Raw genomic sequence first — 25982 nt, forward strand, 5'->3', positions numbered from 1 at the left:
TTTTATCAAAATAATATATTTGAGAATAAGAAGGTTTGTGTAGTGTAATGGAAAATTTCCTGTTTTAAAAGGATTATACATCTAAATAAGGTATTTTTGAATTCTGAGCCAGCTGCAAAAGCTGGACAGTTCTGGGTGATTATCACAAAAAAGCACGTTTTGGATCAAACAGCCTCATAGCGATCAGTGTTTTTGCAGAAGGATATGACATTTTCTTAAGCTCGCGTGCTATCTTAAGAACCCAGCCTGTTTTTTCCTTTACTACCTTAATATGTGCATCAATATCCATACTTTCTTTATATGGATATCTTGTAAAGATCAGTTCATCATGCTCATCCTTTTCAAAAACCCCCATATCGGATACAACTGCTTTAACCCGTTTACCGGGTCCGGTTATATAAGAAACGTTTTCTACAAATCTCATCTGATTTAAAGGACATACAACAATGCTTTCTTGCGCCCCGACTGTAACATCATTTCCTCCACCCGAGCCGACAAGAAATATACCGTCGCCTACCCTTGTCGAATTGATATTACCGGTTCTATCAACCTGTCCAGCACCTACTATACCTATGGTCCTGTTAGCATACCCCCCAACCATCAACCCAAGTGCTTCAAATGCACCAGTAAGATTTTTGCATGCCGGGATATTGGCGAAATTGAATATAAATGGATTGCCGGGTCTCGGATAATATCCGTAAAATCCTACCTCCGCGATAAGCTCTATATCAATACCTGCTTTTTTGAGTCTTAATGCAGATAACCATGCCGCAAGGTTTGAGTTGCCAATACCTGCAAGTATAGCCTTATATCCGTTAGTCTTTATCTTCTCATCAAGAATATCAGCTGCAACGGCTGTCATAAGCTCATATTTTGAAGGTTGATCGGATGCTGAGATATCATTTATCGTATCCTTGATTTCATCTGCCCATGATAATGGCTTTGATTTACCCTTTAAATAAAGGAGCCTTTTACTGCCAAGCTTCAGAAGGTAATCATCGTGGTCTTTTAAATCAGTTATCCATTCCCTGATCCATGAATTTAAAGTATCTACCGATTTTGCTGCCTCTCTGAAATCGAGTATAAAATCATAATCTTCCGAGTAGCTGTCAAAACCGTGAAAACCGCTTTCAGCCATACCGCTTGGATGCGCACCAAACTCCATAGGAATAACAGCTTTAACAAGATAGGATGGCAGTCTTGATAGGTGTGAATACTGCCTTATTGTATTATCATCCACTATGTGTTCTGCAGATAAAATCACGCCGTTCTTGCTCGCATAAGCACCATAGAGATCCTCGGCATAGGGCGGCGTAAAAATGGCATGCCCTGCCCTATCAGCGGCAAATGCATGATATATTGAAATATCGGGATTAAGGGCTTTAAGTAAACCAATCTGTTTTGTTCTGTCGAATGGGGAATCTATACGTTTAAAGTCATCGGTATTCTCTTTCTCCATCGTACTATTAAGTATTGAATTAGAAGGCATAAAACCTATACCAAGTGCGCCTGCCATGAGTCTTAATGTAAATGTTAAAATAGTCCAGTTCTCTATCTCAACTTGCTTATTTAAGTACATGTTCTGAACAACGATGTTGGGTGATGGAGACGGATAAGGATCACCGGCGTAGGTTGTTATAACCTTTTTGACCATGCCAAGATGCATCATTGCTATAACGTGATTTATTGCCCCAAGTGTTATAATATCAAAATTAGGTTTTGACTTATGGAACTGTCTTATAAGTTCATAAGATAGTCCATAAGGTATGGCATGTGTTATGCCGAGATGTATTGACATGCCAGGCTTTATAAAACGGTTTATAGCATCTTGAGGTGTCATAATCTTATTTTCACCGTCAAGTGAAGGTATTTCATATAATGAATCGATTACACTTCTTATGTCCTTACTCATAAAGCTTCTCTTTGATTAATAACCTTCCATATCTTGTTGACCGTAAGTGCTGTTTCAGCAAAATCACCTGAATTGTCTATAACAAAGTCAGCCCGTTTTAACTTATCTTCAATAGGCATCTGTGCGTGTATACGATCGGCGATATCCTTGTATGTAAGTTCTTCATTCCTATGATGAATACGTTTTATTTGAATATCCTGATTACACGCAACAACAATAACAGGTTTTAACCAGTTTTCTGCTCCCGTTTCATATAACAGCGGTACATCAATTATAATAACACCTTCCCTGTCTTTATATCTTTCTATTACTGACCTGATCTCTTTGAATACATAAGGATGGATTAATTGCTCAAGCCATTTTTTTTCTTCATCGTTCTTTAAAATAGTCCTTGCAAGTCCGTATCTGTCAATTTCATTATGTCTATCGAGTATACCTTGCCCGTATCTCTTTATAACCTCGGTGTATCCATTCCGGCCAATGGACAGATACTCCTTGGCGATCTTATCTGAATCAATAACCAATGCGCCAAGTGATTCAAATATCTTTGCAACGGTTGACTTTCCGGTTCCAATCCCACCTGTAAGTCCAACAACCTTCATAATAGAAACTAATTATTTTGTATTGATTGGAAAGTCAAGAAAACAATCGCAAACCCTGCTCTTGGCAGGTTCATTGAGCTTGTGTACTGCCAATTGCCAAGTGTCCCATCTGTCATCACCTGTCATCACCTGTGCATACTCAACAGAGTCTGTGATCAGGCTGTCCGACAATTCAAAAAGTATCAAGTTTATCATTCTGAACGAAGTGAAGAACCTAATCTTTTTAGCAAGATACAAAAACGAGATTCTTCGGCTACGCCTCAGAATGACAATTGTCGGACAGCCTGCTAAGTCTGATGAAAATCCATAAGTATTCATTAACCTTTTCCTTAAATCCCACATAGCTCCTCTTGCCGGAACTGTCTATAGCTATACCAAATGGCCGCTGCCTACACTTGCAGTATTGCTTTACATCACGAGCAGAGTTCACATTTCACCGGTACATAAATACTGTTAATGATGTCTCCATTTTCATCGAGGATAAAAATGTTTTTATTACTATTTGGTACACTTCCCACCCAAACAGTATCATCTAATGGTGATATCGCAATATAAGTGATGCAATTCAAATTTTTGATAGTTAATTGTTTAATTACTTTACCATAGGGATCGAGCACATCTATTTTGTTATTGCTCCCGATCCATACATTCCCTGTTTTGGGAGATACAGCCATTGTTGATGCATAGATATCAAGATCCTTCTGAAATTGGACGGTGCCATCTGGTAACAACGCAAGTACGGTTGTTGTAGCAGGGTTCCCCATCCATATATCATTTGTGACTGGATTCACGATTATCCATTTTTCATTTATACCGCCACAATCTATCTGATATGGCTCAAAGGACTCTACAATATTAATAGGATAGGGCCCGTATACAAGTCCGGTAAATGAATATCCGGACAAATAACCGGGTGACCATGCCCATATAGTACCGTTGATGGTCGAGATAGCAAGTTTCACATAGACAAGCACGTTAAAAGACGATATGGAAGGTGGGGGCAACGTATATGATGTTAAGGTTTGACCGCTTATATTTAAAGCTTCCAACTCCGGAGTTATAATCCCGGTACTGGTATAATTCTGACCACCTACCCAACCTATATCCGTGGATGCCGAAACTTTTACAGATGTTAGCATAGGAATATCTGTGGTTATTTGTGTTACAAGATTATCTTGTGAATTGTATATTGTTAACATAGTGGAGCTGTTTCCGGAACTGTTAGTGACTTCCCATATATTACCATCATTAGAGATATCTATCATATCAGAATACCAGCCTAACATATTTGGTATCATTTTATTAGCTATTATATTCCCCTGTGGATTAATCGCTAAGAGTTGAGCCATGCCGAGTAAATATGCAGTACCATCAACGGAAAAAATGATTGAATGTGGCCCACATGGACTACAACCTTGGCCATTGGTTCTTGAAGACAAATTACAACCACTGATCAACAACACAGCAGAAAGGCATACAAATATACTTAACAATAAATTGTGTTTAGTGCCACTTCGCATATTTCGCTACCTCCAATAAGATAGTAACTGCCAGCAATAAGAATATGACCTCTATTAACCAGCTATTGCCCTTATCATATGCTATCGTACATCCACCATTGGTCGGGTTTGGCGACCATATCAACATCCATTGCTCCCCGATGGTTGCCGATGAAATCCAATTCCCACTGGTATCCTGTGTCATCAGTCTTTAGTAAAGTTTGCCAAATGATAATGGGTTTGATGACGCAGCAATTCCGCTCATATCTCCAAGCCGTATTGAAATGGTTCTGTGTAAATTGTTGTATATTCCTTTGTTATGGTCATTGTTCTGTGATGTTTTTAAGCTGCCAGTAGATAAAGAGCTATTTACTGTCTACGGTTTGAAATGACCTCCATAAACAGCAAGCGGGATAGAATTATCTTTGTTCCATACCATGTTCCATGAATTGCCATAAACGTATTTATATGCATTAAAGTAAGAAACCTGGGAAGATGTCGGATCGTTTGCCAATGCTTTACCGGAAAATAACAATAGCTCCACAACCAACCCCAAGGCCGCGCACTCGATTATCTGTGTGTGAAACACACTGTTAAAATGCTTCATATACCATCCTTCCTAGTTAATTGTTTACACTTCAAAGCCCCTTATTGGGCTTTAATAATTAAAATCAATTTACTTTCAGAGGTGGTTAAGGTCACATTCAATATTGGTTATTTATAAAACATAAGAAACTGGAATTATCAATTGGAATTTTTTGTCAATTAACTCAAAAAATGCAATAATAAAATTTGTTCGTTCAACCCTATCAGCAAGCAGGGTCAGAGACAAGCAAGTCTTGAAATATAAGAAATAGTTTATTATAAAGCCATTATTGGTAACACTATCTTCAAGTACTGCAACAAAGAAGGGTAACAGTTTATTGTAGCTGTTCTTCGCAGTGCCGTCGTGGGTGCACAGCTTATGGATATAAAATCAAATATTACTATTAGTAAAATAGTTTTATAACCCATAAGCCATATGACTTCAGCCTCTCGCTGAAACGCATTTTCATGGTAGGCAGTTTTTTATTTACCGTAATAGCCTTTCGTATAGTAATTCCTATAATAATAGCTCCCGCGGTTTTCAATGTGCGTTAATACCATACCTATAATCTTTGCATTAATCGCGGTAAGACTATTTATATTCCTCAATATATGCTCTCTTGGGTATCCATTCGATTTAACAACAAATAGCACGCCGTCTACCTGCGAAGAGAGTATAACAGCATCTGATACACTGCCAATCGGCGGAGAATCAATTATTATATAATCAAATTTATCTTTTAGAAGTTCTATAAAATTCCTTGAACGGGATGAATCAATCAGCTCTGCAAAATTCGGAGGCTGTGTCCCTGTTGGAAGATAGTGAAATGAGTTATAACCCGTTTCTCTGATAATATCTCCGATGTATAAATTGTCATCCACCAACAGCTCAGTATACCCCGGCGTTTGTTCTCCTTTAAAAACTTTATGAATAGTCGGCCTCTTAACATCAGCGTCAAGTAACAATACCTTTGCCCCGACTATTGATAAGATATAACTAAGACTTGTTGCTATTGTTGTTTTGCCCTCGCCTTCACCTGTTGATGTAATCAGTATTGTCTTGCCAGTTTTGGTTACAAAAGAATACTTTAGATTTGTCCTTATCAGCCTGAGAGCTTCAGAAAAAGGTTGTGATGAGGCACTGTTTAAAACCCCTATCAATTTTTCAATACCGTTCTCTTTAAGGGCATCAATATAAGGCACAGCTCCTATTATCGGATATTTTATGAATTTTTCTATGTCTGTCTCGTTTTTGATGCTGTTATCTATCTGATCCGCAATAAGTGCAGACGCAATTCCAACAATCGAGGATACTATTAAACCAAACAAAAACCAGAATAAAAAGCCTGCCCCTGCCCGTGATAATGGTCCCTGTGCATACTCAATGATTGATGCCGTTGGAAGGCTTATCTCTCCAAAGATATTTACCTCTTTTAGCTCCTTCGTTAACAGGTTGTAGAGATCTTTGCTAAGCTCCAGATCCCTCTGCAGAATGAGATACTTTATTTGTTTTCTGTTTGCCTCCAGCATTGCCTGTTTCATCAAATCAATCCTTATTTTTAGAGCCTTGAGATCATTTCGCGTCTGTACAACAAGCGGATATTTATCTTTATATTTTTGCAGTAGGTTTGTAAGTTCTATTTGCAATGATACATATTTTGTCTCAAGTTCTGAAAGAGCTTTTGTTCCTACATTCTCCGTTGGTGATCCAAGAAACATTACCTCATCACTACTACTGTTGGACTCCTGCTCTTCCACATACTTGATAAGCTGCAACTGGGCTTTTTCTACTTTATTCTTAAGTGAAGATAGCTCACCCTGCAGCCATAAGGTTATGTTACTTATATTTTTCCTCTTCTCTTCATTAATATATTCAATATAGCCATCAGCTACAGCATTAGCCGCTTTTACAGCATACCCTGCATCTTTAGATTTTACCGAAATTGTAAATATTCTTGAATCAGCAAGTCTCTCAATTGTTGTATCCATTTTAAGCCTTGCAATTGCTGCCTGGGAATCACCAGCATTTGAGGCTATACCCATCTTTCTAACAGCAAGAGATAGTACCACATCACTTCTGATAAGTTCAATCTCGGTCTGAAAGTAAAAAGGCTGTGGAGCTTCGGTCCTATTAACACTATTGAACTCCGTCTGTTGTTCCGGTTCTATAAGTACCTTTGCACCTGCTACGTAAACAGGGGGAGTAAGGACGTATGCAAGCATTATCATTAAAAAAGTAACAACGAATGTCAATCCGATAAGCAATCGTTTATTATACAGAATCTCTATATAATATTTTAATTCCTCTCTTGTATCTGCTGGTGCGGTTGACATTTTTCCCTTAGCCGTATTTAAAATAAACTCTCGGGAACAATGATCAAATCGGATGCTTTAATATGCATATCTTTGTTTAGATCTCCTTTATCCATGATATCACCCATTTTTAGGTGATAGACCTTTCTTTTACCATTAACATATCTTACCAGCATTACCCCGTTCTTTTTTGCGTAATCAGTAAAACCCCCTGACTGCAGAATGGCATTTAAAACGGTATACCCTTCGTGCAGTTCATAAGCGCCAGGAGATTTGACTTCTCCAACAACATAAAACAGATTGAGTTTTTTCTCATAAAATCGGCTGGTAATATTACCCTTCTCTTCCCTTGAAACGTAAATTATATCTCCTGATTTTATAATTATATTTTGGGTAAGATCTCCATCAACAAATAACTTTGTTATATCAACCTTTATATGTTTTAATGTGTCAGATTCACGCCGCAGTATTGATACATTATCCCCTGCATTAGATGTGGGGCCGCCTGCTTTAAGCAAAATATCAAGCAGTCTGCTCTTTGTGGTAAGTGCATAAGTGCCTGGCTTCTCAACTTCACCAAGCACATAAACCTTATGGCTGTTGTAAGTTTCAACATAAACGGACACGCGTGGGTTTACAAGATAATTTTTACCAAGTTCATCAGTGAGTAATTTCTCTATTTGAACAGTTGTAAGCCCATTAACATAAATATCTCCAAGTAAGATATCTTTTATTGTGCCATCCTCTGATACTGTTGTATTGCCAGAAAGATCTTTTTCCCCAAAGACTTCTATGTGTAACACATCGCCGGGACCTACGGTATATTCACCTTGTGCCAGGAGTCCCGGAACAAATAACATGAAAATCATAAAAAAAACTATAACCGATCTAAAAAATACCCGCTTTGATACCAAGTAATATCCTTGAGTCATTATATTTATTGCCTGTAGATGATTCAGTTGTTTCTCCATAATAATAATATGTAGCAAAGATCTCCGACCATCTCAAGAATTTATAACTTAAACCAATATCACCACTGATTCCGTTTGTATAGTAATTATAACCGGCATATTTAAGCTTTAAATAGTTAGCATCACCATTCAATTTTATACGTTCTGTAAGGTTATATGCAAATAAAACACCCGCTTCAATCTGGGAATAATACCTTCCAAATATATCAAAGGTTTTTGATCCGTTTATATACACATCTGTTTCAAGCCTTTTATCAGGCTTATATGCCAATTTTACATCGTACACATTGCCTGAATCTGTATAATTTGTAAATCCTATTGACTCGTATCCATAAGTTGCATCAAAAGAGAGCTTTGACCCATCCGATAGCTCCATTTCTCCATAAGCGATTTCCTGATCTATGGTCCCTATAGATGAGGGTGTAAATACCTGTGATATATACTTATAACCGGCTTTAAATTTCGTATAACGGTTTACTATCGCGAATGCACTTATCTCCGGCTCATTTACCGTATAATTGATACCAAGAGAGCCGGGAAAATCAACCATTATAAAATCATATCTGCCGTCAATCCCGATCCTCTGTGAGAACATTAGTTTGTAATATACATAAGGGTTAAGATAATTTGCCTGTGTTATGTTAGTAGCTGCAAATGTAGGCAGCCGTGGAGATATAGGAACAATCGTGTATGTATCAAGGATACCAAATTTTAGATTTTTTACAGGATAGAAATTCAATGAAGCATTAAGATTATTGTAATATGTGTTGTACATAGAAAACTTGGCATACCTGACATAGGTAAAAACGTAATTTATGTTTAGATCACCGCCAAACCTAAAAGGCAAAAGTAAGGAAAGTCCCGGCTGGACATAAGTGATACTATCACCTTTGTGTGCAGATTGTCCTCCTGATTCAAGCACATTAGAGTCATAAGCCTCGCTCAAGGAAAGATACGCACTGTATAATCTGTTAGAGTTTCCTTGCTCCTGAGCCTCTACTTTCACCGGTATCGTTATTATTAAAAATAATAACAAAATCCCTCTGAGAACTATATGGTCCATACCCTATACCTTTGGCAGCACAATTAACACAATCTACCTGAGATCCCTGCCTATGATCAAAGTAATATCCCAGCTATATGCACCTGATTGAACAAGCTCTGGCATTATTTTTAATAACCCTCCTATGTGCAAAGCCTGCTCATAATAATATGGTTTATAATATATGATTGATCTTGGTTTTATGCCCCTTTGTACACTCACATTCACTACGTTGATCTTATTTTTTATCAGAGTAAAACCAACCATAGTTGATGCATTCTTATTACCGCTTGCGTTGAGTATTGAAACCTTTGCAGGAGGTACTTGAATCCTTTGCTGAACAGGCGTCTGCTGTACTTGAGGAGCTGGAGCAGCAACAGCTACCTGCTGCTGAGGAGGCGGTTGAGGTGTCATCATTACCCTGGCAAATATCACATTCGGATCATACCAGCATACCCTTTGAGGGACATGAGCCCTTGCACCAATGCCATCATATAAGTCATCCAAAAGTGATTCTACGCCGTCCTGTGCCACATTTGTTAATGGTTCTGTACCGGAAGCAAGCATACCCGATGCACTAAAATTACCCTTACCCGACCATATCGTCTGACCTGTTGCTGTATCGATGAGTGAAAGGCTAAAACTCGCTACAGGGTCTGCACCCTCTGTTGCTATGCTCGAAGGCTTGTACCTATACTCACTTACGGTTCCTGCAAAAACAGCCTGAACCCCGAGTATCCTGCCTATGTTAGCTGCATTATCCGGTGCTATGCCATTGGGCATGTAGATGCCTCTTTCTTTTAATACCCTTTCTACCTCCATTCTATCCATCACATCAAATCCGCCCTTGTGCATCACCCCGATTGATAATATATCCGCAATAATGTTACCTGCATCAGGGTTTTGAGAGGTATTTTCAGGAGGTAAAACCGCTATACAGTTTATATTGTTTACGGTGTAAGAAGGTAATAAAAAATTAGATGTTGTTGCCTCTGCACATCCCGTAATAAACATTAAAAAAGCAATAAAAAGAGCTTTATACCTCATTATCTTACCCTGCTATAAAAATCGTTCACCGCTTCTGTGACTGTTTTTTCTATTGCTGTACCTGAAGAATCTTCTTCTGCAAATGATCCAGCAAACACGATATTCCCGGTTCCGATATCAACAATTTTAATATCCACTCCTGCTACCGGTACAGTTTTTGTTCCATCCGGTGCGAGTTCGTAGCCATACTCTGTAACAGCACCGATTATAACAAAATTAACTCCCAGCAATTGTCCAACCTTTTGTGCAATCGATCTATCTACTGTTGAACCTGCTCTAACACCCGCCGATAACATTGATTGTGTAAATGCGTTCCTTCCGATAATCCTGAAAGTCCCTGTTGAACCCATCACATTACTTACCGTATCAGCAACGCTGTTCCCTACATTTTCTGTTTGTGTTAAATTCTGGAATGGGGCAACTGCAATACTTGTACCACGGTGTAATCTAAAATGATTCTGCCTGTAAACAAGCTCACCGGCTCTTGCAAAACCATAAAAAGATAGTACTATAATACTTGTAATAACAATTTTTTTCATAAGATTAGAATTCAAACGGTTTCATAGGACTTATCGATTCATGATATGTTCTAAGCACCTTCTGTGAAGGTAATTCAGCCTCCTTTACGGGCATACCTGATAAAAATACATTGTTGCTCACAGGTTTTTTCTTTTCCATTGCAATCAGCATATTAAGAGAATTCAGCGCAATGTCAAACGGAACAGCTTCATAAGCAAGCCCCATATTAAATCCAAGTGCTCTCATAAGTGCCACACAACTTTCTTCTGTGCTGTTATGCCTATAGATTATAAATCCTGTAGGCATCTGGCCGGATACAACCTTTAAAACGGCTATATGCTGTCCTTGAGACAGATTTAATGTTTTCAGTTTCAACGGCACAGTTTTTGGACCTATTGCCCCATAATTAATCACGACTGAATTATCTACTACCACATATCCCTTTGAACTGCCTCCGAAGGTTAAACCAAGAGTAACATCGGGATCCGATGGCAACTGAAATGCGAGCTCCCGGATATTCCCATTGCCGCTAACATTAAACGGGATCTGTGAAACAATAGGAAGCTGATTATAAACATCCATAGACATAATAAGGGTTTGTGCTTCTGCCCCATAGTCAAGTGTCTCATTTGCCACCCATCCGCCTTTAGGCTGTATTGCCGGAGATGCAAAAGAGCTTAAATAAAATGCAGATATAGAAGAGCCCTGCGGTATTGTAATACTAATTCTGTGCATGCCTCTTTTCAGGATGTACATACCCAGGTCCTGATAATTCCATCCTGCAGATACCTGAGAACTTACAGTATCATTATCAATTGTTATCATTAATGGATTTCCATAAACATAAACAACAAGATGATACCTGCCTGAGTGCTGGATATTTACGTTATAAGTTAACGTATCCGGTATTCTGCCAAGCCTTGTTGCATAATGATTAAGTTCCACATTTACAAAGTATCTTCCGGAAAGCAGATCAAAATAATCCATTATAGATGGCTGTAATGGTATACCATTCTGTTCCCATCCAAGTCCACGCACAAGCCCTACCGCCCATGCAGATTGGCTTACATATTGCTGACCATACAAAGAAGATGTATAAGCAAAAAACATTATGGATAACAGTGTAACATATGTCAAAATACGTTTCATGAACTAAAAATAGAATTTGTCTGTTGATTTGTCAAGAGATACTCTGTTTTTGCGGAGTGATCCTGAAACCCGGCTAACAGAATCCGGTGAAAGGACGAACTCGCATAATTCCTGCATATTTCACTTGACACGCGCCGGAGACGTGGTTAATATATTACTATATCGTGATAAAGGAATACAAATATGCTGAAAGATTTTATCAAAACATCAAAAGCATTATCGGATGAAACAAGGGTGAGGATAGTGAGCCTTCTCATGCGCAATGAACTGTGTGTGTGTCAGCTTATGGAGATACTGGGCATGGGACAATCAACGGTATCAAAGCACCTTGGTATTCTCAGAAATGCGGGGCTTATCGAGGTGGAGAAAAGAGGTACATGGTCGTTCTACGGGCTTTGCCGGGACAAGGCAAACAGGCATAATCTCGACTTCATCCGCATTCTTTCGTCTTTGCCGACAGACGATCCTTTTATACAAAATGATGAAAAGAAATTGAAAAAGGTAAACAAAAAAGGTCTGACGTTTTGTAATACGATAGAATTGGGCAGGAGGATCAGGGAGAGGAGTAACCATGCAGAGTAAAAAAATAGCGATCTACGATCCGGCAATGTGTTGTTCCACCGGACTGTGCGGCCCGGTGGTAGATCCGGTGCTGGTAAAGGTAAACGATGCCGTCCTCGCATTGAAAAAACAGGGTGTGGAGGTGGAAAGGTTCAACCTTTCCCAGCAGGCAAAAGAATTCATGACGAACAAAACCGTGGCCGATCTGCTGCATAAAAACGGCAAAAAGGTGTTACCGGTAATTATAGTGGACGGCTCTGTTATTAAAACCGGGGCATATCCATCATACGAGGAGCTGTGCAAGGTTCTGGATATTGAGCCGTTGCAACATAAACCAATGACGCTATCACTACAAGGGGGAGGGTGAAGCTTTCAGCCAATCACCCCGACGACCCAAGCCCTGCTTGGCCCCGTCAAAGGGGAGGAATAAGATGAAACCTGCGGCAAGACCGCAGGGAATTTAAGGATAAATATTAAAACGAGGAGGATGAATGTTTACGTTAACGGACAAGGCATTGGAGAGATTCAAAAAGATTCTCAAGGATCAGGGAAATGAAAGTTACGGGATCAGGATATTCACCGCAGGCGCAGGATGCTGCGGCCCGTCTCTCGCTCTGGACATGGTGGAACAGGCCGAGGATGGGGATATAACCATCGAGAAAGACGGCTTGAAGATTTTTATCGAAAAAGCAGCGGATGCGACGCTTGCAGCGGCCTCAATGGATTTCTCCGAACAACGAGGCTTCGTATTAACAGGCGTGGAGGAACATTCGTGCGGAGAAGGTGGCTGCGATGAAGGTTCCTGTGATGAAGGATCCTGCGATGAATGTGATGAATAAAATGTGAAGATGGATGAATATGATGACAAGATATTTGTTTTTTTCAGGTAAGGGCGGTGTGGGTAAAACCACCATGGCATCGGCAAGCGCCATTCATTATGCCATGAACGGCAACAAAACATTGATAGTGACAACAGACCCGGCTTCTAACCTTGCGGATGTTTTTGAACAGGAGATAGGACATAAGATAACCCCGATCAAGGGCATACAAAATCTATGGGCAATGGAGATAGAGCCTGATAAAGCAGCCAAAGAATATAAGGAAAAGATCATTGGTCCGTATCGTGAGATTATGCCGGAGGATGTCATAGCGTCCCTCGAAGAAAACCTCAGCGGTCCCTGTACGACCGAGATGGCTGCATTCGACCGGTTTATAGATTTTATGGAAGGGGATGAGTACGATATTATCGTATTCGATACCGCACCGACTGGACATACCATACGGCTGCTTCAGCTTCCGGTTGACTGGTCCAAACACATACAAGAGGCTGCAAGCGGCAGCGGCCAGACGTGCCTTGGTCCTGTGCAGACCATTCAGGACTCAAAGGATAAGTATGACAGGGCAACCGCACTATTGAAAGATACCGTTAAGACGACATTTATATTCGTCATGCGGCCTGAAGAGCTTTCCCTTTATGAAACGCAGCGTGCATCCAGAGAACTCGAAACGATCGGGATCAATTCCGGCGAGCTTATCATAAACGGCATATTGCCGGAAGAGGTGTGCGGTATCGGATTTTTTAGAAAGAAATATGATGCCCAGCAGAACATAGTCCGTAAGGCTGAAAGCATCATCAATAAGCCAAAACAATACATGCTCTTACGGGACAATGAGGTAAAAGGATTAAAAGCCCTTCAATCGGTAGCCGACGAGCTGTTTAATAACAGGAAGCCCTCATTCCACTTCGGCATAGAACATGGTGAATCAGCCGATGTCTTATTGGAGAAGCCGGACATCGAAAGCCTATGGCTGCCGGGGAACACACCCCGCACAGCAAAAAGTGGAGCCCCCCTCTTTACGGAGGGGATGACGAAGTCCCTGTTTTTTACGGGTAAGGGCGGCGTCGGGAAGACGACCATTTCTTGCATAGCTGCGCTCTTCAATGCACAAAAGGGCTATAAAACACTTCTTGTTACCACTGATCCTGCAGCACATATCGGCGAGGTTTTAAATGTAAAGGTTGGCGCTGAGCCGGCAAAGGTTACCGATAACTTATATGCTGTCATGGTTGATCAGAAGGCAGCATTTAAAGAATACAAAGAAAAAGTGCTGGGAGAGGCAAAAGGAAAGTATTCGGATGATATGCTTGCAGCAATGGATGAAGAGTTGAATTCACCGTGTACCGAGGAGATGGCTGCATTTGATAAATTCATACAGTTCATAGAGAGCAATGACTACCAAACGGTCGTATTCGATACTGCTCCGACAGGTCATACGCTCCGGCTTCTTGAACTGCCGTTTGATTATGCAAAACAGGTTGAGATGATGGCAGGTACCGGGGATAATCTTGTAGTTAAAGACGTTGCCCAGAACAGGTTTAAAAAAATTATACAGACTCTCAGGGACCAAGACCGTACTGTCTTTGCGTTTGTTCTTTATCCGGAATCAACGCCTATTCTGGAGTCATACAGGGCAATGGTTGACCTCAGGAATGCAGGCATAAATACTCAACTTATCGTTGCAAATCTGATATTGACGGACAGGGTATGCATCAACGACTTTTTCAAGAACCGGCAGCAGATGCAGATGAAGTACCTTGCTGAGATAAAACAAAAGTTCGATTTGCCGGTGCTTCAGTTCCCTCTGATGCAGGATGAGATCAAAGGGTTCGATCTTCTGAAAAAAGCTGTCGCGATACTTTAAGGGAGAGGCAAACCATGCTGAAGATAATGTTCCTGTGCACGGGTAATTCGTGCAGGAGTCAGATGGCAGAAGGCATTGCAAGGGCATTGGGTAAAGGATTGATAGAGCCATGCAGTGCAGGTGTTATGCCTTCGGAGATACATCCGAAGACGATTCAGGTTATGAAAGAAATAGGAATTGATATCTCCAACCAAACATCAAAAGGCATAGACGAAAACCTTTTGAATGCGATGGATATGATAATCACACTTTGCAGTAGTGCAGAGGCAATGTGTCCTATGACACCGCCGCGGATAAAGCGCATCCACTGGTCAATCGATGATCCAAAAACAGCCACCGGGAGTGAAGAAGATGTCCTCAATGCCTTTCGTAGTGCGAGGGATGAGATAAAGAAAAAACTTGAAATGCTTATTGATGAGTTAAAGCGTGTTCAGAAGATTTCTTGAGAAATTGCACAACTTCAGGCTGCTGCCGGTCTTTGTGATCGTAAGTATGGCAATCGGCATCGGTATCGGCAGGTTATACGGGATTTCCAATTTTGCGCTGACGCCGCCGATTGACGCCATCAAAGCCATAGTACATGGAACATACGCGTTTAACCTTCCCAACACCCTTGCACTCGGGATCGTTATCGGTCTTTTCATGATGATATATCCAGCGATGGCAAACATTAAGTTTGAAGATCTCGGCAAGGCTGCCCGATCGCCGAAACAGCTTCTCATCGTAATGTTCTTCAACTATGCGATAGCCCCATTCTTTATACTTTTGCTTGCAAGGATTTTTTTGGGCAGTGAGCCTGACCTTTACACAGGTCTTGTTTTGTATGGTCTTGCGCCGTGCATTGCAATGGTGATTGTGTTTACCTACCTTGCACAGGGCAATGCTCCGCTTGCAATAATACTCGTAGCCGTGAATTCCATCATTCAAATGCTGCTGATCCCGGTCTACGCAAAACTTCTGCTCGGCAATGTCAATTTTGATGTCTGGGTTGTTGGGGAGAGTGTGCTGCTGTATCTCGGTGTCCCGCTTGTCGCAGGCATGCTGACGAGAATGTTGGGTGTAAAGAGGTTTGGAGAAGTGTGGTTCAATAAACTGAAATTTTATCTGGATACCTTGTCCATCGTCGGGCTTCTTTTTACCCTCATCGTCATGTTTGCCCTGAAAGGAGATCTGATCCTGAAGAAACCGTTTTTCATAGTGCAGATGGCAGTTCCCATGGTCCTGTTTTTCTGGGTGATGTTTGTCGTGGTTTATCTCGTGAGCTGGAGGCTAAAGTTGAATTACGAAGATTCTGTTGCGGTTGCATTCAACTCCACAGGCAGGGATTTTGAGATAGCCATTGCAATAGCCATAACCGCATTCAACCCGACCGTTGCACTTGCAACCGTCATAGGACCGCTTATCGAAGTGCCGGTTATGCTTGTGCTTGTCTGGTTCGCAAAGAGAATGGAATTGAAGCTCTTTGGACAGAAAAAGGTTGTTTAACATGCGAAAGATACCGGCTCGAACAGTTACCATCATAAGAAACAGAAAGTGCAGGAAGAGCGATATTGTTGTCCGCTTCCTCGAGAAAGAGAAAATACCATTCAAGGCATTCTATCTTGGCGAGGACAGGATTGCGGATGAACTTGCCCGGAAGTACAGTATCCTCTCGTCGCCCGGCATTATCATAGGCAAGAAAACAATAAACCCATACGATCTTATCGCACGATGCAAGGTGAAGGATCCTGCCTCAGCCAAAAAAATATTCGAAGGGCTTCTTTATGGCTCTATAAAAGATATTCCAAGGCATAAAGTAAAGGAGTGAAAATTTATTGTAAGATTATCAACGAAAGATAAAGAGAAGCCATTCATCCTGATAGGTGCTGTAATAGTTGGAATCATCATTCAGAAGTTTATCGGCAAGGCGATTCCGGCTCTCATTGCACTTACCGAGATTGGAGTTTTCTTCGTTATTCTCTCAGTGATGCTACCTGTTGAAATAAAAGACATCAGTAAGGCATTCAAGAGGTTCAAGCCGACTATTATCGTTATCCTTATCAATTTCATTTTTATTCCTGCTTTTTCATGGATCATGGGCTGGTTGTTTCTCAAGAACTATCCTGACTTCTGGGTCGGCGCAATTCTTTATACATTAACACCCTGTATAGGATGGTATCTTATTTTCACTGATCTTGCAGAAGGTGACGTTGCATGGGGAATAGCACTTCTGCCATGGAACATCACGCTTCAAATTGTCCTCATGCCTCTGTACATGTACATTCTGGTTGGCAGAGTCATACCAATCGATTTTCCGGTCATTGCGAGGAGTATTGGATTTTTTCTGATTGCACCTTTTATTGTTGGCTACATAATTCAGAAGACGGTCGTAAAAATGAAAGGAAAAGAATATTTTATTGGAACATTCAAGAAGGTAAACAGTGAATTCAAATTGTGGGCACTGGTACTTGTTATACTCAGCATGTTTGTATCACAGCCTTCAATAACTCTTTCTGACGCGGGACGGGTGGGACTTCTGATACTCTTCTTGATCTTTTTTTTCCTCGCGCTGTTTATGCTTGCACTTTTAAATGGAAAGCTATTTAGCCTCGGTTATGCTGACACGGTCACGATGTCCTTTACCACGACTGCACGCAATTCAGAAGCAATTATAGGAGTTGCTGTAGCCGCTTTTCCTGGTCATCCACTTGTTTATCTTGCCATTATCCTTGGACCGATCGTAGAGCTTCCCATGCTTCTTGTAATTAGTAGACTTCTTTTAAGTCTTAAGGAAAAACTCTGGGTAACAAATTAAATGATACCGTTACTTATAAAAAAACAGTTTTAAGGAAACGATGGCTATATCCTCTTTTGAAAGATATTTTTATTTCTTAGTACATTCTAACATACTGTACTTGACATGTCTTGGATTATGGTTAATATATCACTATATCGTGATATAGGAATATAAACGTTATACGGAGAAAAAAAGGAGAATAAAATGGATGTAGCGCAACTAAGAGAAAAAGCAAAAGGTATTAAACAGGAACTTGGATTAGACAGTTATCCTGTTGGAGTAAAATTTATCTTTGATAAGACAGATGATGTTTTAGATTCTGCCACAAGATTACTCGGGTATAGATACTGCCAGGCGATTATGAAAGCCAGGCACGGGGAACACGTTACACTCGATAAAGAAGGCATTACCTGTGCTGCAGGAACAGCGGCTTTTGGATTCAAACCTCTTCCCCAGGCCTTAAAATATGGCAAAGGGCTTGTTGGTTTTGGAATAACAAAAGAAGAAAGTACAGGTGTTGAGATGTTCAGAGGCATGACTACGTTAAAACCCGGCGAGCTGAAGAAACTATATCTTTTCCCTCTGGAAACAGCCGTTATCGAGCCTGACATCGTTGTGATAGAGGATGATGTCGAAATATTAATGTGGGTTTCTCTTGCTTATCTGAACGTAAAAGGCGGTAAGCGTGTTGAAAGCTCAACCGCAATATTACAGGCTATCTGTGTTGATGCGACGCTCATTCCATATAAAGAAAAAAGGATGAATTTAAGCTACGGCTGCTATGGCTGCCGGGATGCTAATGATATCAAGACAGGGGAGACAGCCGTTGGATTTCCCTTCGAAGACTTTGAAAAGGTGAGTGAATATATTGAGTATCTTTCAATAAAAGCTGTTGGTAATTCAAGGAATAAAGGTGCATACGCGCAGCTTATGAAAAAGGAAGCAGAATTTATAGCACGTTGAAATTAATAACCATAAAAAAAGGAGAAATGAACATGCCGTGGATCGTAGGTTATCCGAGGGATAAGGTTAGTTGGTATCCAATAATTGACCCGCAAAAATGCTTAAAAGACAAATGTGCCATCTGCATGAATTGCGGGCAGAAGGTGTTTGAGTGGACCAAAGACGGTCCCAAAGTAGTGAACCCGAACAGTTGTGTCGTGGGATGTACGACATGCGGCAATCTGTGCCGCGGAACAGCTATCAGCTTTCCTGATAAAAAGGAATTAAGACTGCTCTATGCGAAAGAGAAGATATGGGATAAGGTACATGAGCAGCTTGAAAAAGATGGAAAGCTGAAAATTGTAAACCATGAACAGGCGGCTGTACCCTCTCAAACTTAAGTTTTTCTGGTTAAGGAAACATGGGCGTAGCGAAGCTACACCCATGCCTTCTTCCAGCACACGGTACTTATCCTTTATATTAAATATGCTTGATACGTAGGGTTTGATATTCAGCTTGACGAATAGTGAGCATATGCTTATAATTAATTATAAAGACTTAAAAAAAGCCCTAATTAAGGAGGTGAATTATATGTATGGACATGAAGGTTGCCGTCATGAAGGCTATGGCAGGGGCATATGGGAAAGCGGGCATCAGCATCACAGAGGAGCAGGCTGCTGTGGAGAAGAAAGGCATGGGCATGAGCATGGATATGGGTTCAGCCGCAGGTTCAGAGACGAACTGTTCCCGTCGCGGGAGCGTTTGCAGAAAACACTCGAATGGCTGAAGCAAGAGAAATCGGATTTAGAAAAACGCATAACCGATTTAGATGCCTTGCTCAAGGGCAGTCAGAGTTAAACATGCTGTTGTGAATAGGAAGGGGAGTGGGTAAATAAACAAACCTTCCTACTACTTTTTGAAGTAAAATAAAATATTATACAAATATGAACAAAATCTTACCACAAGACTCCTTCTCTTTGGAGTCTGTTCCTATCATTCTTTCGGCTGTACTGATCAAACGGGTAAATATTCTTAATATAGTCTTGATAGGGGCAGTTATTTCAATATTCTTGTTTTGAGTTAATATAGGGAGTGAGTGGGTATTGGGGGGTGATTTTAGCTGGAGTGGAAAATAGGGCAGTTCCAATTTTATAAAGATGTATCATAGAATTCTATAATTTCATTTTTACATCAAGCATAGGCTTTAAAACCTTTGGCATATGACTGATAAATTCATTAAATTGAGTAACAAATTCAATATAAGCATCCACATCTACTTTGCCGTTTTTAAGAAACGGGTTTTCCCATCGTGAGCGAAGAATTTCAATATCCTTTTTAAAGCTTCCAGATTTTGCAAACTCTAGAAGTTCTTTTTTTGCCTGTTCAGAAAGTCTCATTGCTCCCCACTTTCAAATATTTTTTTGTATAAATCTTCCATCTCAAAAATCTTGAAGTATTCTCTCACTAATTCCATATTGAGCAGATCCCTGTATAGTGATACGAGAACTTCTATATCAGCAATATCTATTTTTTTCTCTTGAAGGATTATTAAAAAGAGACTGGAGTTTCAGTCCAATAATGTCCTCGGGTAACAAAGTCTTTATTTTTAATTTACCTCCAAAAATATCTTTCGTCCCTGCCCTCTGTAACATTTCAAGGCTTACTTTTCTAAAAGCATGGATAATATTTATACCACCAAATATTTTCATGGACGAAATATATTGTGAAACATTCTCAGTGTGATTATACCGTTCATAGCTCATATCAATCATAATATTATGGACTGCCTTCATATCATCCTTGTTTACAAGAAAATCCAGATCCACGGTTGATCTTGAACCACCCCATAAGCCCATAGCAAAACCACCGGTCAAAGCATAGCGGATATTATGTTCGTCAAAGGCAGTTAATAGTTTTTCCAGAACAAGTTTAAAGTCCATTTAAGTATATCCTTAACCATAACATTTAAATAATGTATACAGTATCAAATATCTACTATATTATCAATAATCCTTTCCTATTTTTTAAAATAAATATTTTATGGTAAATGAGTACCACAATTGGTCTGCTTAAGATATCGGTTGAAAATAACTTGACAAGATACTTTTAGCTCGTTGTTAAAACAGAGAGAAAGGGTTCCTTTGTTTATTATGAATTGAATGAACCCGCTCTTATTAATTTAATCAGGCTTACGAATCAGCTTTTATTGGAATTAAATGAAAAGAGCAGTTTGAAAGTAAATACGGAGACCAAATTTTATTTGACCTTTCCGGTAATGATGAAAAAAATGTTTGAATTAATGAATCAATCTAAGGAGGAATAAAAAATAATAGAAAATAAAGGCGGAATGCCCGGAATACCAATGATGGGGGGATCAGGAAAATGATGGGGAACACGGATGATTTTGACCCGAGAGAGATGTGTCAAAATGTTTTAAAAACAGTTGCCGAAATATCGGAAACGTCATTCTATGCTTCTCAGGAAATTAGAAATATATTCGAAGAATGGTTGGCAAGCGTGGAGGAAGAGATATTCGAATTCGTTCATACTGAAACGGAAATAAATCTTGATAAAATAACCAGCCGTTTCAAAATATCTAAAAGCGCAGCTAAATTTTTCTTAAATCATCTTGCGGCTTCTGGGAAGATCAAAGCCGAATTTAATGATAAGTCGAACAAGGATGATGAAAGATGATGAAAATAATATTTAAATCGATAAAAATCTGCTATTATAAAAAAGGAGGTAAATCCAATGTGGGGACCTGGATATTTTTGGTGGGGAGGCATGTGGATCTTCCCAATAATTATGTTGATAGTAATAGTGGTAGTGGTTTTTCTGATTTTCGGTCATAGGAATTTTAGACCGCCCTGGTATGGTTACAATAGGTTCTTCGACGATCAGGGAGGATCGGAGACTGCCCTTGAGATATTAAAGAAAAGATATGCAAAGGGCGAAATCACAAAAGAGGAATTTGAGCAAATGAAGAAGGATATTTTAACCTGAAGGTGCAAAGGTAAGTTGCCTACGATTCATTCAGAAACAAGCATTCTTTAAAGGAGAAATTATAGTTGGCAGCACACAAGCTGTGTTTTACTTTATAAAGTAATTGAGTATTTGAGCAAAAATACAAATAGATAGCTGTATCCTGACAAGGGATAGAAAGAGTTATGCTTAAACAAAAGAATATAGATGTTTGTAGAGTCGTCTGCTTTAATAAGAAATTGTTAAAAAGTCTATCAGCCGGGATGCGACAGCCAGCTTATATATAAAAGGTGGCTGACATATTTTCCATAGCGGGAGATAAAACGCGGTTGAAGATCCTTTTTATTCTCTCCGGAGAGAAAGAACTCTGCGTATGTGATATTGCAAATACACTTGGACTGACTATTTCAGCTACATCACACCAGTTGAGGAAGCTGCGTGACAGAGAAGTGGTAAAATACAGAAATGATGGAAATATGGTTTATTATACACTCGAGGATAAGCATATAGAAGAGCTGTTAATAGATACATTCAAACATGTTAGATCCCTTATGCCGGATATCAAAAAAACAATAAAGCACGGAATACAAGCATGATAGACAGGGAGATTTTCAATAAGATTCATAATGAGATAGAACAGGGCATGAGACTTCACAAGTGCAGGAAGTGCGGATGAGATCATACCTGTTATGTATAAAGGGTCAATGCCGGAACAGAAAAGCAGCGTTATTGTGTATGGAAAGATTTAAAGGATACATCTGGATAAACAGGAGCAGTAAGGCTGTCTGTAGCTCAGACAAAAACTGCAATTGTTCAACCGGGGAGTAACTCTCCTGAAATTAAGTGGATGAAGATTGGACATTTTACCGGACGATTTGACAATTTTATTTTTTATGCTTTATATTAGTTGCAATATTTCTAAACTATGAAACTTAGTGAGAAGGATAAACGAATATTTCAGCTTCATGCGGATGTATCCTTTAAATCTTTCCATACACAGCGGCTGGAGATATTGCATATACTGAAAGGTAAAGAAGTGTCTGTACGCGATATAGTAATGCAGATGGGGATATCAAAGGCCAATGTCTCGCAGCATCTTGCAATCATGCGCAAGGCGGGAATTTTAAATACCAGACGAGAAGGATTGAATGCCTATTATCGTATTTCAAGCCCGAAAATTGCAAGGGCATGTAATCTTATGAGGGAGGTCTTGTTGAAACATCATATAAAAAGAGGGAATTTGCTGATGAATCAGGTGCAAAAGGAGAGATTATGAGTGGACAAACCATAGTAATCCTTGGAGCAGGGGTTGGCGGGTTAATCGCCGCCAATACATTGAGATTTCAACTTGGACAGGAACATAGGATTGTTCTTATAGAGAAGAATCAGGAACATGCTTTTGCACCATCGTTCCCGTGGGTGATGACCGGTTACAGAACATCATGGCAGATCACAAAGAACATTCACTCTCTTGTACGCCATGGCATTGATATGGTTATTGAAGAAGTAACCGCTATTGATTGTATAAAAAAAATAGTTACGACAAAACAAAGATCATTTGATTATGATTATCTTATCATAGCACTTGGTGCGGATCTGAGATCCGAGCTTATTCCCGGCTTAACGGACAACGCACATACGTTCTACACCTTGGATGGAGCCCGCAAGCTGCATGAGGCGCTCAAAAACTTTAAAGGTGGAGATATAGCACTCGTTGTAAGCTCTATGCCATATAAATGTCCAGGTGCGCCTCACGAAGCTGCTATGCTGATTTCTGCTTTTTTCCAGCAGAGCTCACAAAAACAAAAAGTAAACATCCACCTCTTTACGCCTGAACCGCAGCCGATGCCAGTTGCGGGCATTCAATTAGGTAAAGCTCTTAAACAGATGCTTGAATCAAGGGGCATAAAATTTTACCCCTTACATAAGCTTACATCGGTTGATTATTCGCACAACGAACTTATGTTCGAAGGCAAAACCCCGGTCCATTATGATATGCTTGTTGCGATCCCTCCACATCGTGCACCGGTAGTGGTACTGAATGCAGGGATTACAAACGAGGCGGGCTGGATACCGGTTGATAGGGATACTCTCAAGACAAAACATGAGAATGTTTTTGCCATAGGTGATGTGACAGCTCTCAGTATCCCTGGCCGATGGAAACCCGAAGTGCCCATGACACTGCCAAAAGCAGGTATATTTGCCCATAGAGAGGCTGAAATTGTTGCCGAGCAGATTGTTTCCGGAATAAATAAAATAAAAAAGACAGAATATTTTTCTGGTATCGGTTATTGTATCATTGAAGCTGGCAAAGGTCTTGCCGGATTTGCATACGGAGATTTTATGGCAGAGCCGCATCCGCAGGTTTTGCTCCGTAAAACCGGCAGGGAATGGCATATCGGCAGAGTCCTCTTTGAGAAGTGGTGGCTGTCTTCCTTCAAAATGAAACGCCGTATCTTCCGCTATATACTCAATACGGGGGCAAAGATACTTAAGGTGCCTGTTAAGGTATAGAGACGATTCATAAAATGAAGGTGAACAAAATAATGTATTTTAAAGAAAATGAGAAGGAGGAAGAATGAAAGTTTTAATTGTTCTGAATGATGCCCCGTACGGGAACGAGAAATCCTACAATGCTCTGCGGCTTGCGATGGCTCTTCAGAAGGAGCCTTTTAATATACAGGTAAATGTATTTTTAATGGCAGATGCTGTTTATTGTGCACTGGCAGATCAGACAACTCCACAGGGCTATTACAACATAGAGCGCATGGTAAAATCTGTCATAAGTACAGGTGGAAAGGTTAAAGCATGCGGAACGTGCGCAAATGCCCGGGGTGTCTCAAATCTTCAGCTTGTCGAAGGGTCAGAGATCAGCACTATGGCGGAACTCTCCCAATGGACTGTCGAAGCCGATAAGGTGTTCACGTTTTGACGAAAGGGCATCCGGGACCTGGCGGTATTACATAAAATGAAGATACGCGAAAGCGGGATGCCGGAACAGGAAATGTGGGAAAGGTTCTTTGATCCCCGCAGTATTCTTTTGACTCTTGGTATGACTTCCCAAACAGGTGATGTCGCGGAATTTGGATGCGGTTATGGGACATTTACTTTGCCCGCAGCCCAAATAATCAAAGGAACAATCTTCGCGATAGACATCGAGCCTGATTTAATCAGTGTGGTTGGAGACAAGGCGAGGAAGCAACATCTGAATAATATCAATCCCGTTCTGCAGGATTTTATGACTGACGGCTCGGGGTTGCCGGATGAAAGCGTGGATTATGTCATGCTTTTCAATATCCTTCACCTTGATAATCCAGCAGTACTGTTAGCCGAAGCATGGAGGATTTTGAAGCAGGGAGGCATAGCAGGGATTATCCATTGGAATCATGATCCTTTTACACCCAGAGGCCCTTCCTTAGCCATTCGCCCGAAACCGGAAGATTGTATGCAATGGGCACAGAGTGCCGGATTTCATAACCCGATCCGGTATGACTTAAAACCGTATCATTACGGTATCACTTTCGTGAAGTAGAAACAGAGGTTATGACTTTCGTTTGCACCATCTAAACTTTTTTTGCGACGATAGAATGAAATCCAGCGTTAGTATGAACACCTTTTTGTATTTTTTTATTTATAATCATAAGCGATCCTGGAGGATCAAACAGAGTTGACGTAGAGTCTGTTACCGAAAAACCGGTTTTGATGAGGATTTCAAATAGTTCTTCCTTTTTCCAGAAGTATGCATGCCTATAGAATACATTCCCCGAAGCCTTTTTGTGTTCATAAAAATCGCCCCATCCTGAATTTCTCAGGATCAAGCCCAGAACAAGCATACCTCCTGGCTGGAGAACCCTGTTTACTTCTGCAAAGGCCTGATGAGGGTTATCGAGAAAACACACGGTTACTATCATAAATACGGAGGAAAAACTGGATGCCCGAAATGGCAGTGACTCGGCAACGGCCCGCGCGACCTGTATGCCTCTTTTCTTTGCATATCTTAGTACATGTGAAGAAGGATCTATGCCCAATGGTATGCCGAGCGAACGTGCAAACCTGCCTGTGCCGACTCCAATTTCCAAAGAATCGGCAGGGATCTTTTTTAAAAGATTTTTTATGGATTTCAGCTCAAGGGCAAATGCACCGGCACCAAAGCGCCTGTCAAACCAGCTATCGTACTCATGTGCTTTTTCTTCAAAAACATCCCACACCATAACCGGAGTATATGATGCGGAAACGGGAAGTGTCAAACGAACGAATCGAGTCATGTAAAATCTAACCATGGAGGGTATCATCTTGTCATGTAAAAATCTAACCGAAAGATACAGCTTCAGAGATGGATATTATAGTCTGCCTTTGATAAAGGAGGCAGGTTATGGGGT

At 40.4% G+C, this 25982-nt stretch carries 33 protein-coding genes; 18 read left to right on the forward strand and 15 right to left on the reverse strand.

Annotated elements, in window-relative coordinates; genetic code table 11:
* Positions 1–142 precede the first annotated feature (142 nt).
* The 12 genes from M1381_09315 to M1381_09370 form a co-directional block, all read right to left on the reverse strand.
* Positions 143–1912 carry a hypothetical protein gene (locus M1381_09315; GenBank protein MCL4479277.1) on the reverse strand — a complete coding sequence of 590 codons (1770 nt, stop codon included), beginning with the start codon at positions 1910–1912 and terminating at the stop codon, positions 143–145.
* Entirely contained in the window at positions 1909–2514 is a 606-nt protein-coding gene (gene coaE, locus M1381_09320) for a dephospho-CoA kinase (GenBank protein ID MCL4479278.1), read from the reverse strand. Before coaE ends, M1381_09315 begins: the two co-directional genes overlap by 4 nt.
* A 12-nt stretch (positions 2515–2526) precedes the next feature.
* Positions 2527–2709, reverse strand: coding sequence for a hypothetical protein (locus tag M1381_09325; GenBank protein MCL4479279.1), 183 nt, complete (start codon positions 2707–2709; stop codon positions 2527–2529).
* Between the two features lie 218 nt (positions 2710–2927).
* Positions 2928–3863 (reverse strand): hypothetical protein, encoded by a 936-nt coding sequence (locus tag M1381_09330; protein MCL4479280.1) that lies wholly within the window; start codon positions 3861–3863, stop codon positions 2928–2930.
* A 154-nt stretch (positions 3864–4017) separates the two neighbouring features.
* Positions 4018–4218: a hypothetical protein gene (locus M1381_09335; protein ID MCL4479281.1), complete on the reverse strand. Its 201-nt coding sequence runs from the start codon at positions 4216–4218 to the stop codon at positions 4018–4020.
* Between the two features lie 171 nt (positions 4219–4389).
* The gene (locus M1381_09340; protein ID MCL4479282.1) at positions 4390–4620 is read right to left on the reverse strand and encodes a hypothetical protein; all 231 of its coding nucleotides are present in this window, start codon (positions 4618–4620) and stop codon (positions 4390–4392) included.
* Positions 4621–5081: 461 nt separating this feature from the next.
* Positions 5082–6932, reverse strand: coding sequence for a polysaccharide biosynthesis tyrosine autokinase (locus M1381_09345; GenBank protein ID MCL4479283.1), 1851 nt, complete (start codon positions 6930–6932; stop codon positions 5082–5084).
* Positions 6933–6949: 17 nt separating this feature from the next.
* The gene (locus M1381_09350) at positions 6950–7771 is read right to left on the reverse strand and encodes an SLBB domain-containing protein (protein MCL4479284.1); all 822 of its coding nucleotides are present in this window, start codon (positions 7769–7771) and stop codon (positions 6950–6952) included.
* A gap of 28 nt (positions 7772–7799) precedes the next feature.
* Positions 7800–8918: a hypothetical protein gene (locus M1381_09355; protein MCL4479285.1), complete on the reverse strand. Its 1119-nt coding sequence runs from the start codon at positions 8916–8918 to the stop codon at positions 7800–7802.
* 60 nt (positions 8919–8978) lie between these two features.
* Positions 8979–9971, reverse strand: coding sequence for a DUF799 family lipoprotein (locus M1381_09360; GenBank protein ID MCL4479286.1), 993 nt, complete (start codon positions 9969–9971; stop codon positions 8979–8981).
* The gene (locus M1381_09365) at positions 9971–10510 is read right to left on the reverse strand and encodes a CsgG/HfaB family protein (protein ID MCL4479287.1); all 540 of its coding nucleotides are present in this window, start codon (positions 10508–10510) and stop codon (positions 9971–9973) included. Before M1381_09365 ends, M1381_09360 begins: the two co-directional genes overlap by 1 nt.
* Before the next feature lie 4 nt (positions 10511–10514).
* Positions 10515–11639, reverse strand: a complete 1125-nt coding sequence (locus tag M1381_09370; GenBank protein MCL4479288.1) for a hypothetical protein — start codon at positions 11637–11639, stop codon at positions 10515–10517.
* 183 nt (positions 11640–11822) lie between these two features.
* Here M1381_09370 and M1381_09375 point away from each other — a divergent pair, with 183 nt between their 5' ends.
* The 11 genes from M1381_09375 (at position 11823) to M1381_09425 (ending at position 19479) form a co-directional block, all read left to right on the forward strand.
* Entirely contained in the window at positions 11823–12221 is a 399-nt protein-coding gene (locus tag M1381_09375) for a metalloregulator ArsR/SmtB family transcription factor (protein MCL4479289.1), read from the forward strand.
* On the forward strand, positions 12211–12567 hold the full coding sequence (gene arsD, locus M1381_09380; protein MCL4479290.1) for an arsenite efflux transporter metallochaperone ArsD: 357 nt from the start codon (positions 12211–12213) through the stop codon (positions 12565–12567). The genes M1381_09375 and arsD overlap by 11 nt, the downstream gene beginning before the upstream one ends.
* Before the next feature lie 124 nt (positions 12568–12691).
* Positions 12692–13039, forward strand: a complete 348-nt coding sequence (locus tag M1381_09385) for an iron-sulfur cluster assembly accessory protein (protein ID MCL4479291.1) — start codon at positions 12692–12694, stop codon at positions 13037–13039.
* Between the two features lie 19 nt (positions 13040–13058).
* The gene (locus M1381_09390) at positions 13059–14903 is read left to right on the forward strand and encodes a TRC40/GET3/ArsA family transport-energizing ATPase (GenBank protein MCL4479292.1); all 1845 of its coding nucleotides are present in this window, start codon (positions 13059–13061) and stop codon (positions 14901–14903) included.
* A 14-nt stretch (positions 14904–14917) separates the two neighbouring features.
* Positions 14918–15349 carry an arsenate reductase ArsC gene (locus tag M1381_09395; GenBank protein MCL4479293.1) on the forward strand — a complete coding sequence of 144 codons (432 nt, stop codon included), beginning with the start codon at positions 14918–14920 and terminating at the stop codon, positions 15347–15349.
* Positions 15330–16388: an arsenic resistance protein gene (locus M1381_09400; protein MCL4479294.1), complete on the forward strand. Its 1059-nt coding sequence runs from the start codon at positions 15330–15332 to the stop codon at positions 16386–16388. The genes M1381_09395 and M1381_09400 overlap by 20 nt, the downstream gene beginning before the upstream one ends.
* 1 nt (position 16389) lies before the next feature.
* A complete protein-coding gene (locus M1381_09405; GenBank protein ID MCL4479295.1) occupies positions 16390–16710 on the forward strand; it encodes a hypothetical protein in 321 nt (106 codons plus the stop codon).
* 159 nt (positions 16711–16869) lie between these two features.
* Positions 16870–17697 carry a hypothetical protein gene (locus M1381_09410; GenBank protein ID MCL4479296.1) on the forward strand — a complete coding sequence of 276 codons (828 nt, stop codon included), beginning with the start codon at positions 16870–16872 and terminating at the stop codon, positions 17695–17697.
* A 186-nt stretch (positions 17698–17883) separates the two neighbouring features.
* Positions 17884–18642 carry a DUF169 domain-containing protein gene (locus tag M1381_09415; GenBank protein MCL4479297.1) on the forward strand — a complete coding sequence of 253 codons (759 nt, stop codon included), beginning with the start codon at positions 17884–17886 and terminating at the stop codon, positions 18640–18642.
* Positions 18643–18674: 32 nt separating this feature from the next.
* Positions 18675–19022: a ferredoxin family protein gene (locus tag M1381_09420; GenBank protein ID MCL4479298.1), complete on the forward strand. Its 348-nt coding sequence runs from the start codon at positions 18675–18677 to the stop codon at positions 19020–19022.
* 190 nt (positions 19023–19212) lie between these two features.
* Positions 19213–19479 (forward strand): hypothetical protein, encoded by a 267-nt coding sequence (locus M1381_09425; GenBank protein ID MCL4479299.1) that lies wholly within the window; start codon positions 19213–19215, stop codon positions 19477–19479.
* Between the two features lie 314 nt (positions 19480–19793).
* Here M1381_09425 and M1381_09430 read toward each other — a convergent pair whose 3' ends face one another.
* Positions 19794–20018: a hypothetical protein gene (locus tag M1381_09430; protein MCL4479300.1), complete on the reverse strand. Its 225-nt coding sequence runs from the start codon at positions 20016–20018 to the stop codon at positions 19794–19796.
* Between the two features lie 117 nt (positions 20019–20135).
* Positions 20136–20561 carry a nucleotidyltransferase family protein gene (locus M1381_09435; GenBank protein MCL4479301.1) on the reverse strand — a complete coding sequence of 142 codons (426 nt, stop codon included), beginning with the start codon at positions 20559–20561 and terminating at the stop codon, positions 20136–20138.
* 442 nt (positions 20562–21003) lie between these two features.
* Here M1381_09435 and M1381_09440 point away from each other — a divergent pair, with 442 nt between their 5' ends.
* From M1381_09440 to M1381_09470, 7 genes are all read left to right on the forward strand, one after another.
* Positions 21004–21315: a hypothetical protein gene (locus M1381_09440; protein ID MCL4479302.1), complete on the forward strand. Its 312-nt coding sequence runs from the start codon at positions 21004–21006 to the stop codon at positions 21313–21315.
* A 57-nt stretch (positions 21316–21372) separates the two neighbouring features.
* Entirely contained in the window at positions 21373–21624 is a 252-nt protein-coding gene (locus tag M1381_09445) for an SHOCT domain-containing protein (protein ID MCL4479303.1), read from the forward strand.
* A 308-nt stretch (positions 21625–21932) separates the two neighbouring features.
* Positions 21933–22199 carry a metalloregulator ArsR/SmtB family transcription factor gene (locus M1381_09450; GenBank protein ID MCL4479304.1) on the forward strand — a complete coding sequence of 89 codons (267 nt, stop codon included), beginning with the start codon at positions 21933–21935 and terminating at the stop codon, positions 22197–22199.
* Positions 22200–22528: 329 nt separating this feature from the next.
* Positions 22529–22879, forward strand: a complete 351-nt coding sequence (locus M1381_09455; GenBank protein MCL4479305.1) for a metalloregulator ArsR/SmtB family transcription factor — start codon at positions 22529–22531, stop codon at positions 22877–22879.
* A complete protein-coding gene (locus M1381_09460; GenBank protein ID MCL4479306.1) occupies positions 22876–24117 on the forward strand; it encodes an NAD(P)/FAD-dependent oxidoreductase in 1242 nt (413 codons plus the stop codon). The genes M1381_09455 and M1381_09460 overlap by 4 nt, the downstream gene beginning before the upstream one ends.
* Positions 24118–24181: 64 nt before the next feature.
* Positions 24182–24535 (forward strand): DsrE family protein, encoded by a 354-nt coding sequence (locus M1381_09465; GenBank protein MCL4479307.1) that lies wholly within the window; start codon positions 24182–24184, stop codon positions 24533–24535.
* A gap of 36 nt (positions 24536–24571) precedes the next feature.
* Positions 24572–25135, forward strand: coding sequence for a class I SAM-dependent methyltransferase (locus tag M1381_09470; protein MCL4479308.1), 564 nt, complete (start codon positions 24572–24574; stop codon positions 25133–25135).
* Positions 25136–25166: 31 nt separating this feature from the next.
* Here M1381_09470 and M1381_09475 read toward each other — a convergent pair whose 3' ends face one another.
* Entirely contained in the window at positions 25167–25868 is a 702-nt protein-coding gene (locus M1381_09475; protein MCL4479309.1) for a class I SAM-dependent methyltransferase, read from the reverse strand.
* Positions 25869–25982 lie beyond the last annotated feature (114 nt).

Source organism: Deltaproteobacteria bacterium, from assembly GCA_023382265.1.
GTDB lineage: Bacteria > JAMCPX01 > JAMCPX01 > JAMCPX01 > JAMCPX01 > JAMCPX01.

Bases quoted from the DNA above. Each gene is read 5' to 3' on its own strand.
- M1381_09315 (MCL4479277.1), bottom strand. From the start codon at position 1,912: ATGAGTAAGGACATAAGAAGTGTAATCGATTCATTATATGAAATACCT.
- coaE (MCL4479278.1), bottom strand. From the start codon at position 2,514: ATGAAGGTTGTTGGACTTACAGGTGGGATTGGAACCGGAAAGTCAACC.
- M1381_09325 (MCL4479279.1), bottom strand. From the start codon at position 2,709: ATGATAAACTTGATACTTTTTGAATTGTCGGACAGCCTGATCACAGAC.
- M1381_09330 (MCL4479280.1), bottom strand. From the start codon at position 3,863: ATGGCTCAACTCTTAGCGATTAATCCACAGGGGAATATAATAGCTAAT.
- M1381_09335 (MCL4479281.1), bottom strand. From the start codon at position 4,218: ATGACACAGGATACCAGTGGGAATTGGATTTCATCGGCAACCATCGGG.
- M1381_09340 (MCL4479282.1), bottom strand. From the start codon at position 4,620: ATGAAGCATTTTAACAGTGTGTTTCACACACAGATAATCGAGTGCGCG.
- M1381_09345 (MCL4479283.1), bottom strand. From the start codon at position 6,932: ATGTCAACCGCACCAGCAGATACAAGAGAGGAATTAAAATATTATATA.
- M1381_09350 (MCL4479284.1), bottom strand. From the start codon at position 7,771: ATGTTATTTGTTCCGGGACTCCTGGCACAAGGTGAATATACCGTAGGT.
- M1381_09360 (MCL4479286.1), bottom strand. From the start codon at position 9,971: ATGAGGTATAAAGCTCTTTTTATTGCTTTTTTAATGTTTATTACGGGA.
- M1381_09365 (MCL4479287.1), bottom strand. From the start codon at position 10,510: ATGAAAAAAATTGTTATTACAAGTATTATAGTACTATCTTTTTATGGT.
- M1381_09370 (MCL4479288.1), bottom strand. From the start codon at position 11,639: ATGAAACGTATTTTGACATATGTTACACTGTTATCCATAATGTTTTTT.
- M1381_09375 (MCL4479289.1), top strand. From the start codon at position 11,823: ATGCTGAAAGATTTTATCAAAACATCAAAAGCATTATCGGATGAAACA.
- arsD (MCL4479290.1), top strand. From the start codon at position 12,211: ATGCAGAGTAAAAAAATAGCGATCTACGATCCGGCAATGTGTTGTTCC.
- M1381_09385 (MCL4479291.1), top strand. From the start codon at position 12,692: ATGTTTACGTTAACGGACAAGGCATTGGAGAGATTCAAAAAGATTCTC.
- M1381_09390 (MCL4479292.1), top strand. From the start codon at position 13,059: ATGATGACAAGATATTTGTTTTTTTCAGGTAAGGGCGGTGTGGGTAAA.
- M1381_09395 (MCL4479293.1), top strand. From the start codon at position 14,918: ATGCTGAAGATAATGTTCCTGTGCACGGGTAATTCGTGCAGGAGTCAG.
- M1381_09405 (MCL4479295.1), top strand. From the start codon at position 16,390: ATGCGAAAGATACCGGCTCGAACAGTTACCATCATAAGAAACAGAAAG.
- M1381_09410 (MCL4479296.1), top strand. From the start codon at position 16,870: ATGCTACCTGTTGAAATAAAAGACATCAGTAAGGCATTCAAGAGGTTC.
- M1381_09415 (MCL4479297.1), top strand. From the start codon at position 17,884: ATGGATGTAGCGCAACTAAGAGAAAAAGCAAAAGGTATTAAACAGGAA.
- M1381_09420 (MCL4479298.1), top strand. From the start codon at position 18,675: ATGCCGTGGATCGTAGGTTATCCGAGGGATAAGGTTAGTTGGTATCCA.
- M1381_09425 (MCL4479299.1), top strand. From the start codon at position 19,213: ATGTATGGACATGAAGGTTGCCGTCATGAAGGCTATGGCAGGGGCATA.
- M1381_09430 (MCL4479300.1), bottom strand. From the start codon at position 20,018: ATGAGACTTTCTGAACAGGCAAAAAAAGAACTTCTAGAGTTTGCAAAA.
- M1381_09435 (MCL4479301.1), bottom strand. From the start codon at position 20,561: ATGGACTTTAAACTTGTTCTGGAAAAACTATTAACTGCCTTTGACGAA.
- M1381_09440 (MCL4479302.1), top strand. From the start codon at position 21,004: ATGATGGGGAACACGGATGATTTTGACCCGAGAGAGATGTGTCAAAAT.
- M1381_09445 (MCL4479303.1), top strand. From the start codon at position 21,373: ATGTGGGGACCTGGATATTTTTGGTGGGGAGGCATGTGGATCTTCCCA.
- M1381_09455 (MCL4479305.1), top strand. From the start codon at position 22,529: ATGAAACTTAGTGAGAAGGATAAACGAATATTTCAGCTTCATGCGGAT.
- M1381_09460 (MCL4479306.1), top strand. From the start codon at position 22,876: ATGAGTGGACAAACCATAGTAATCCTTGGAGCAGGGGTTGGCGGGTTA.
- M1381_09465 (MCL4479307.1), top strand. From the start codon at position 24,182: ATGAAAGTTTTAATTGTTCTGAATGATGCCCCGTACGGGAACGAGAAA.
- M1381_09470 (MCL4479308.1), top strand. From the start codon at position 24,572: ATGAAGATACGCGAAAGCGGGATGCCGGAACAGGAAATGTGGGAAAGG.
- M1381_09475 (MCL4479309.1), bottom strand. From the start codon at position 25,868: ATGACTCGATTCGTTCGTTTGACACTTCCCGTTTCCGCATCATATACT.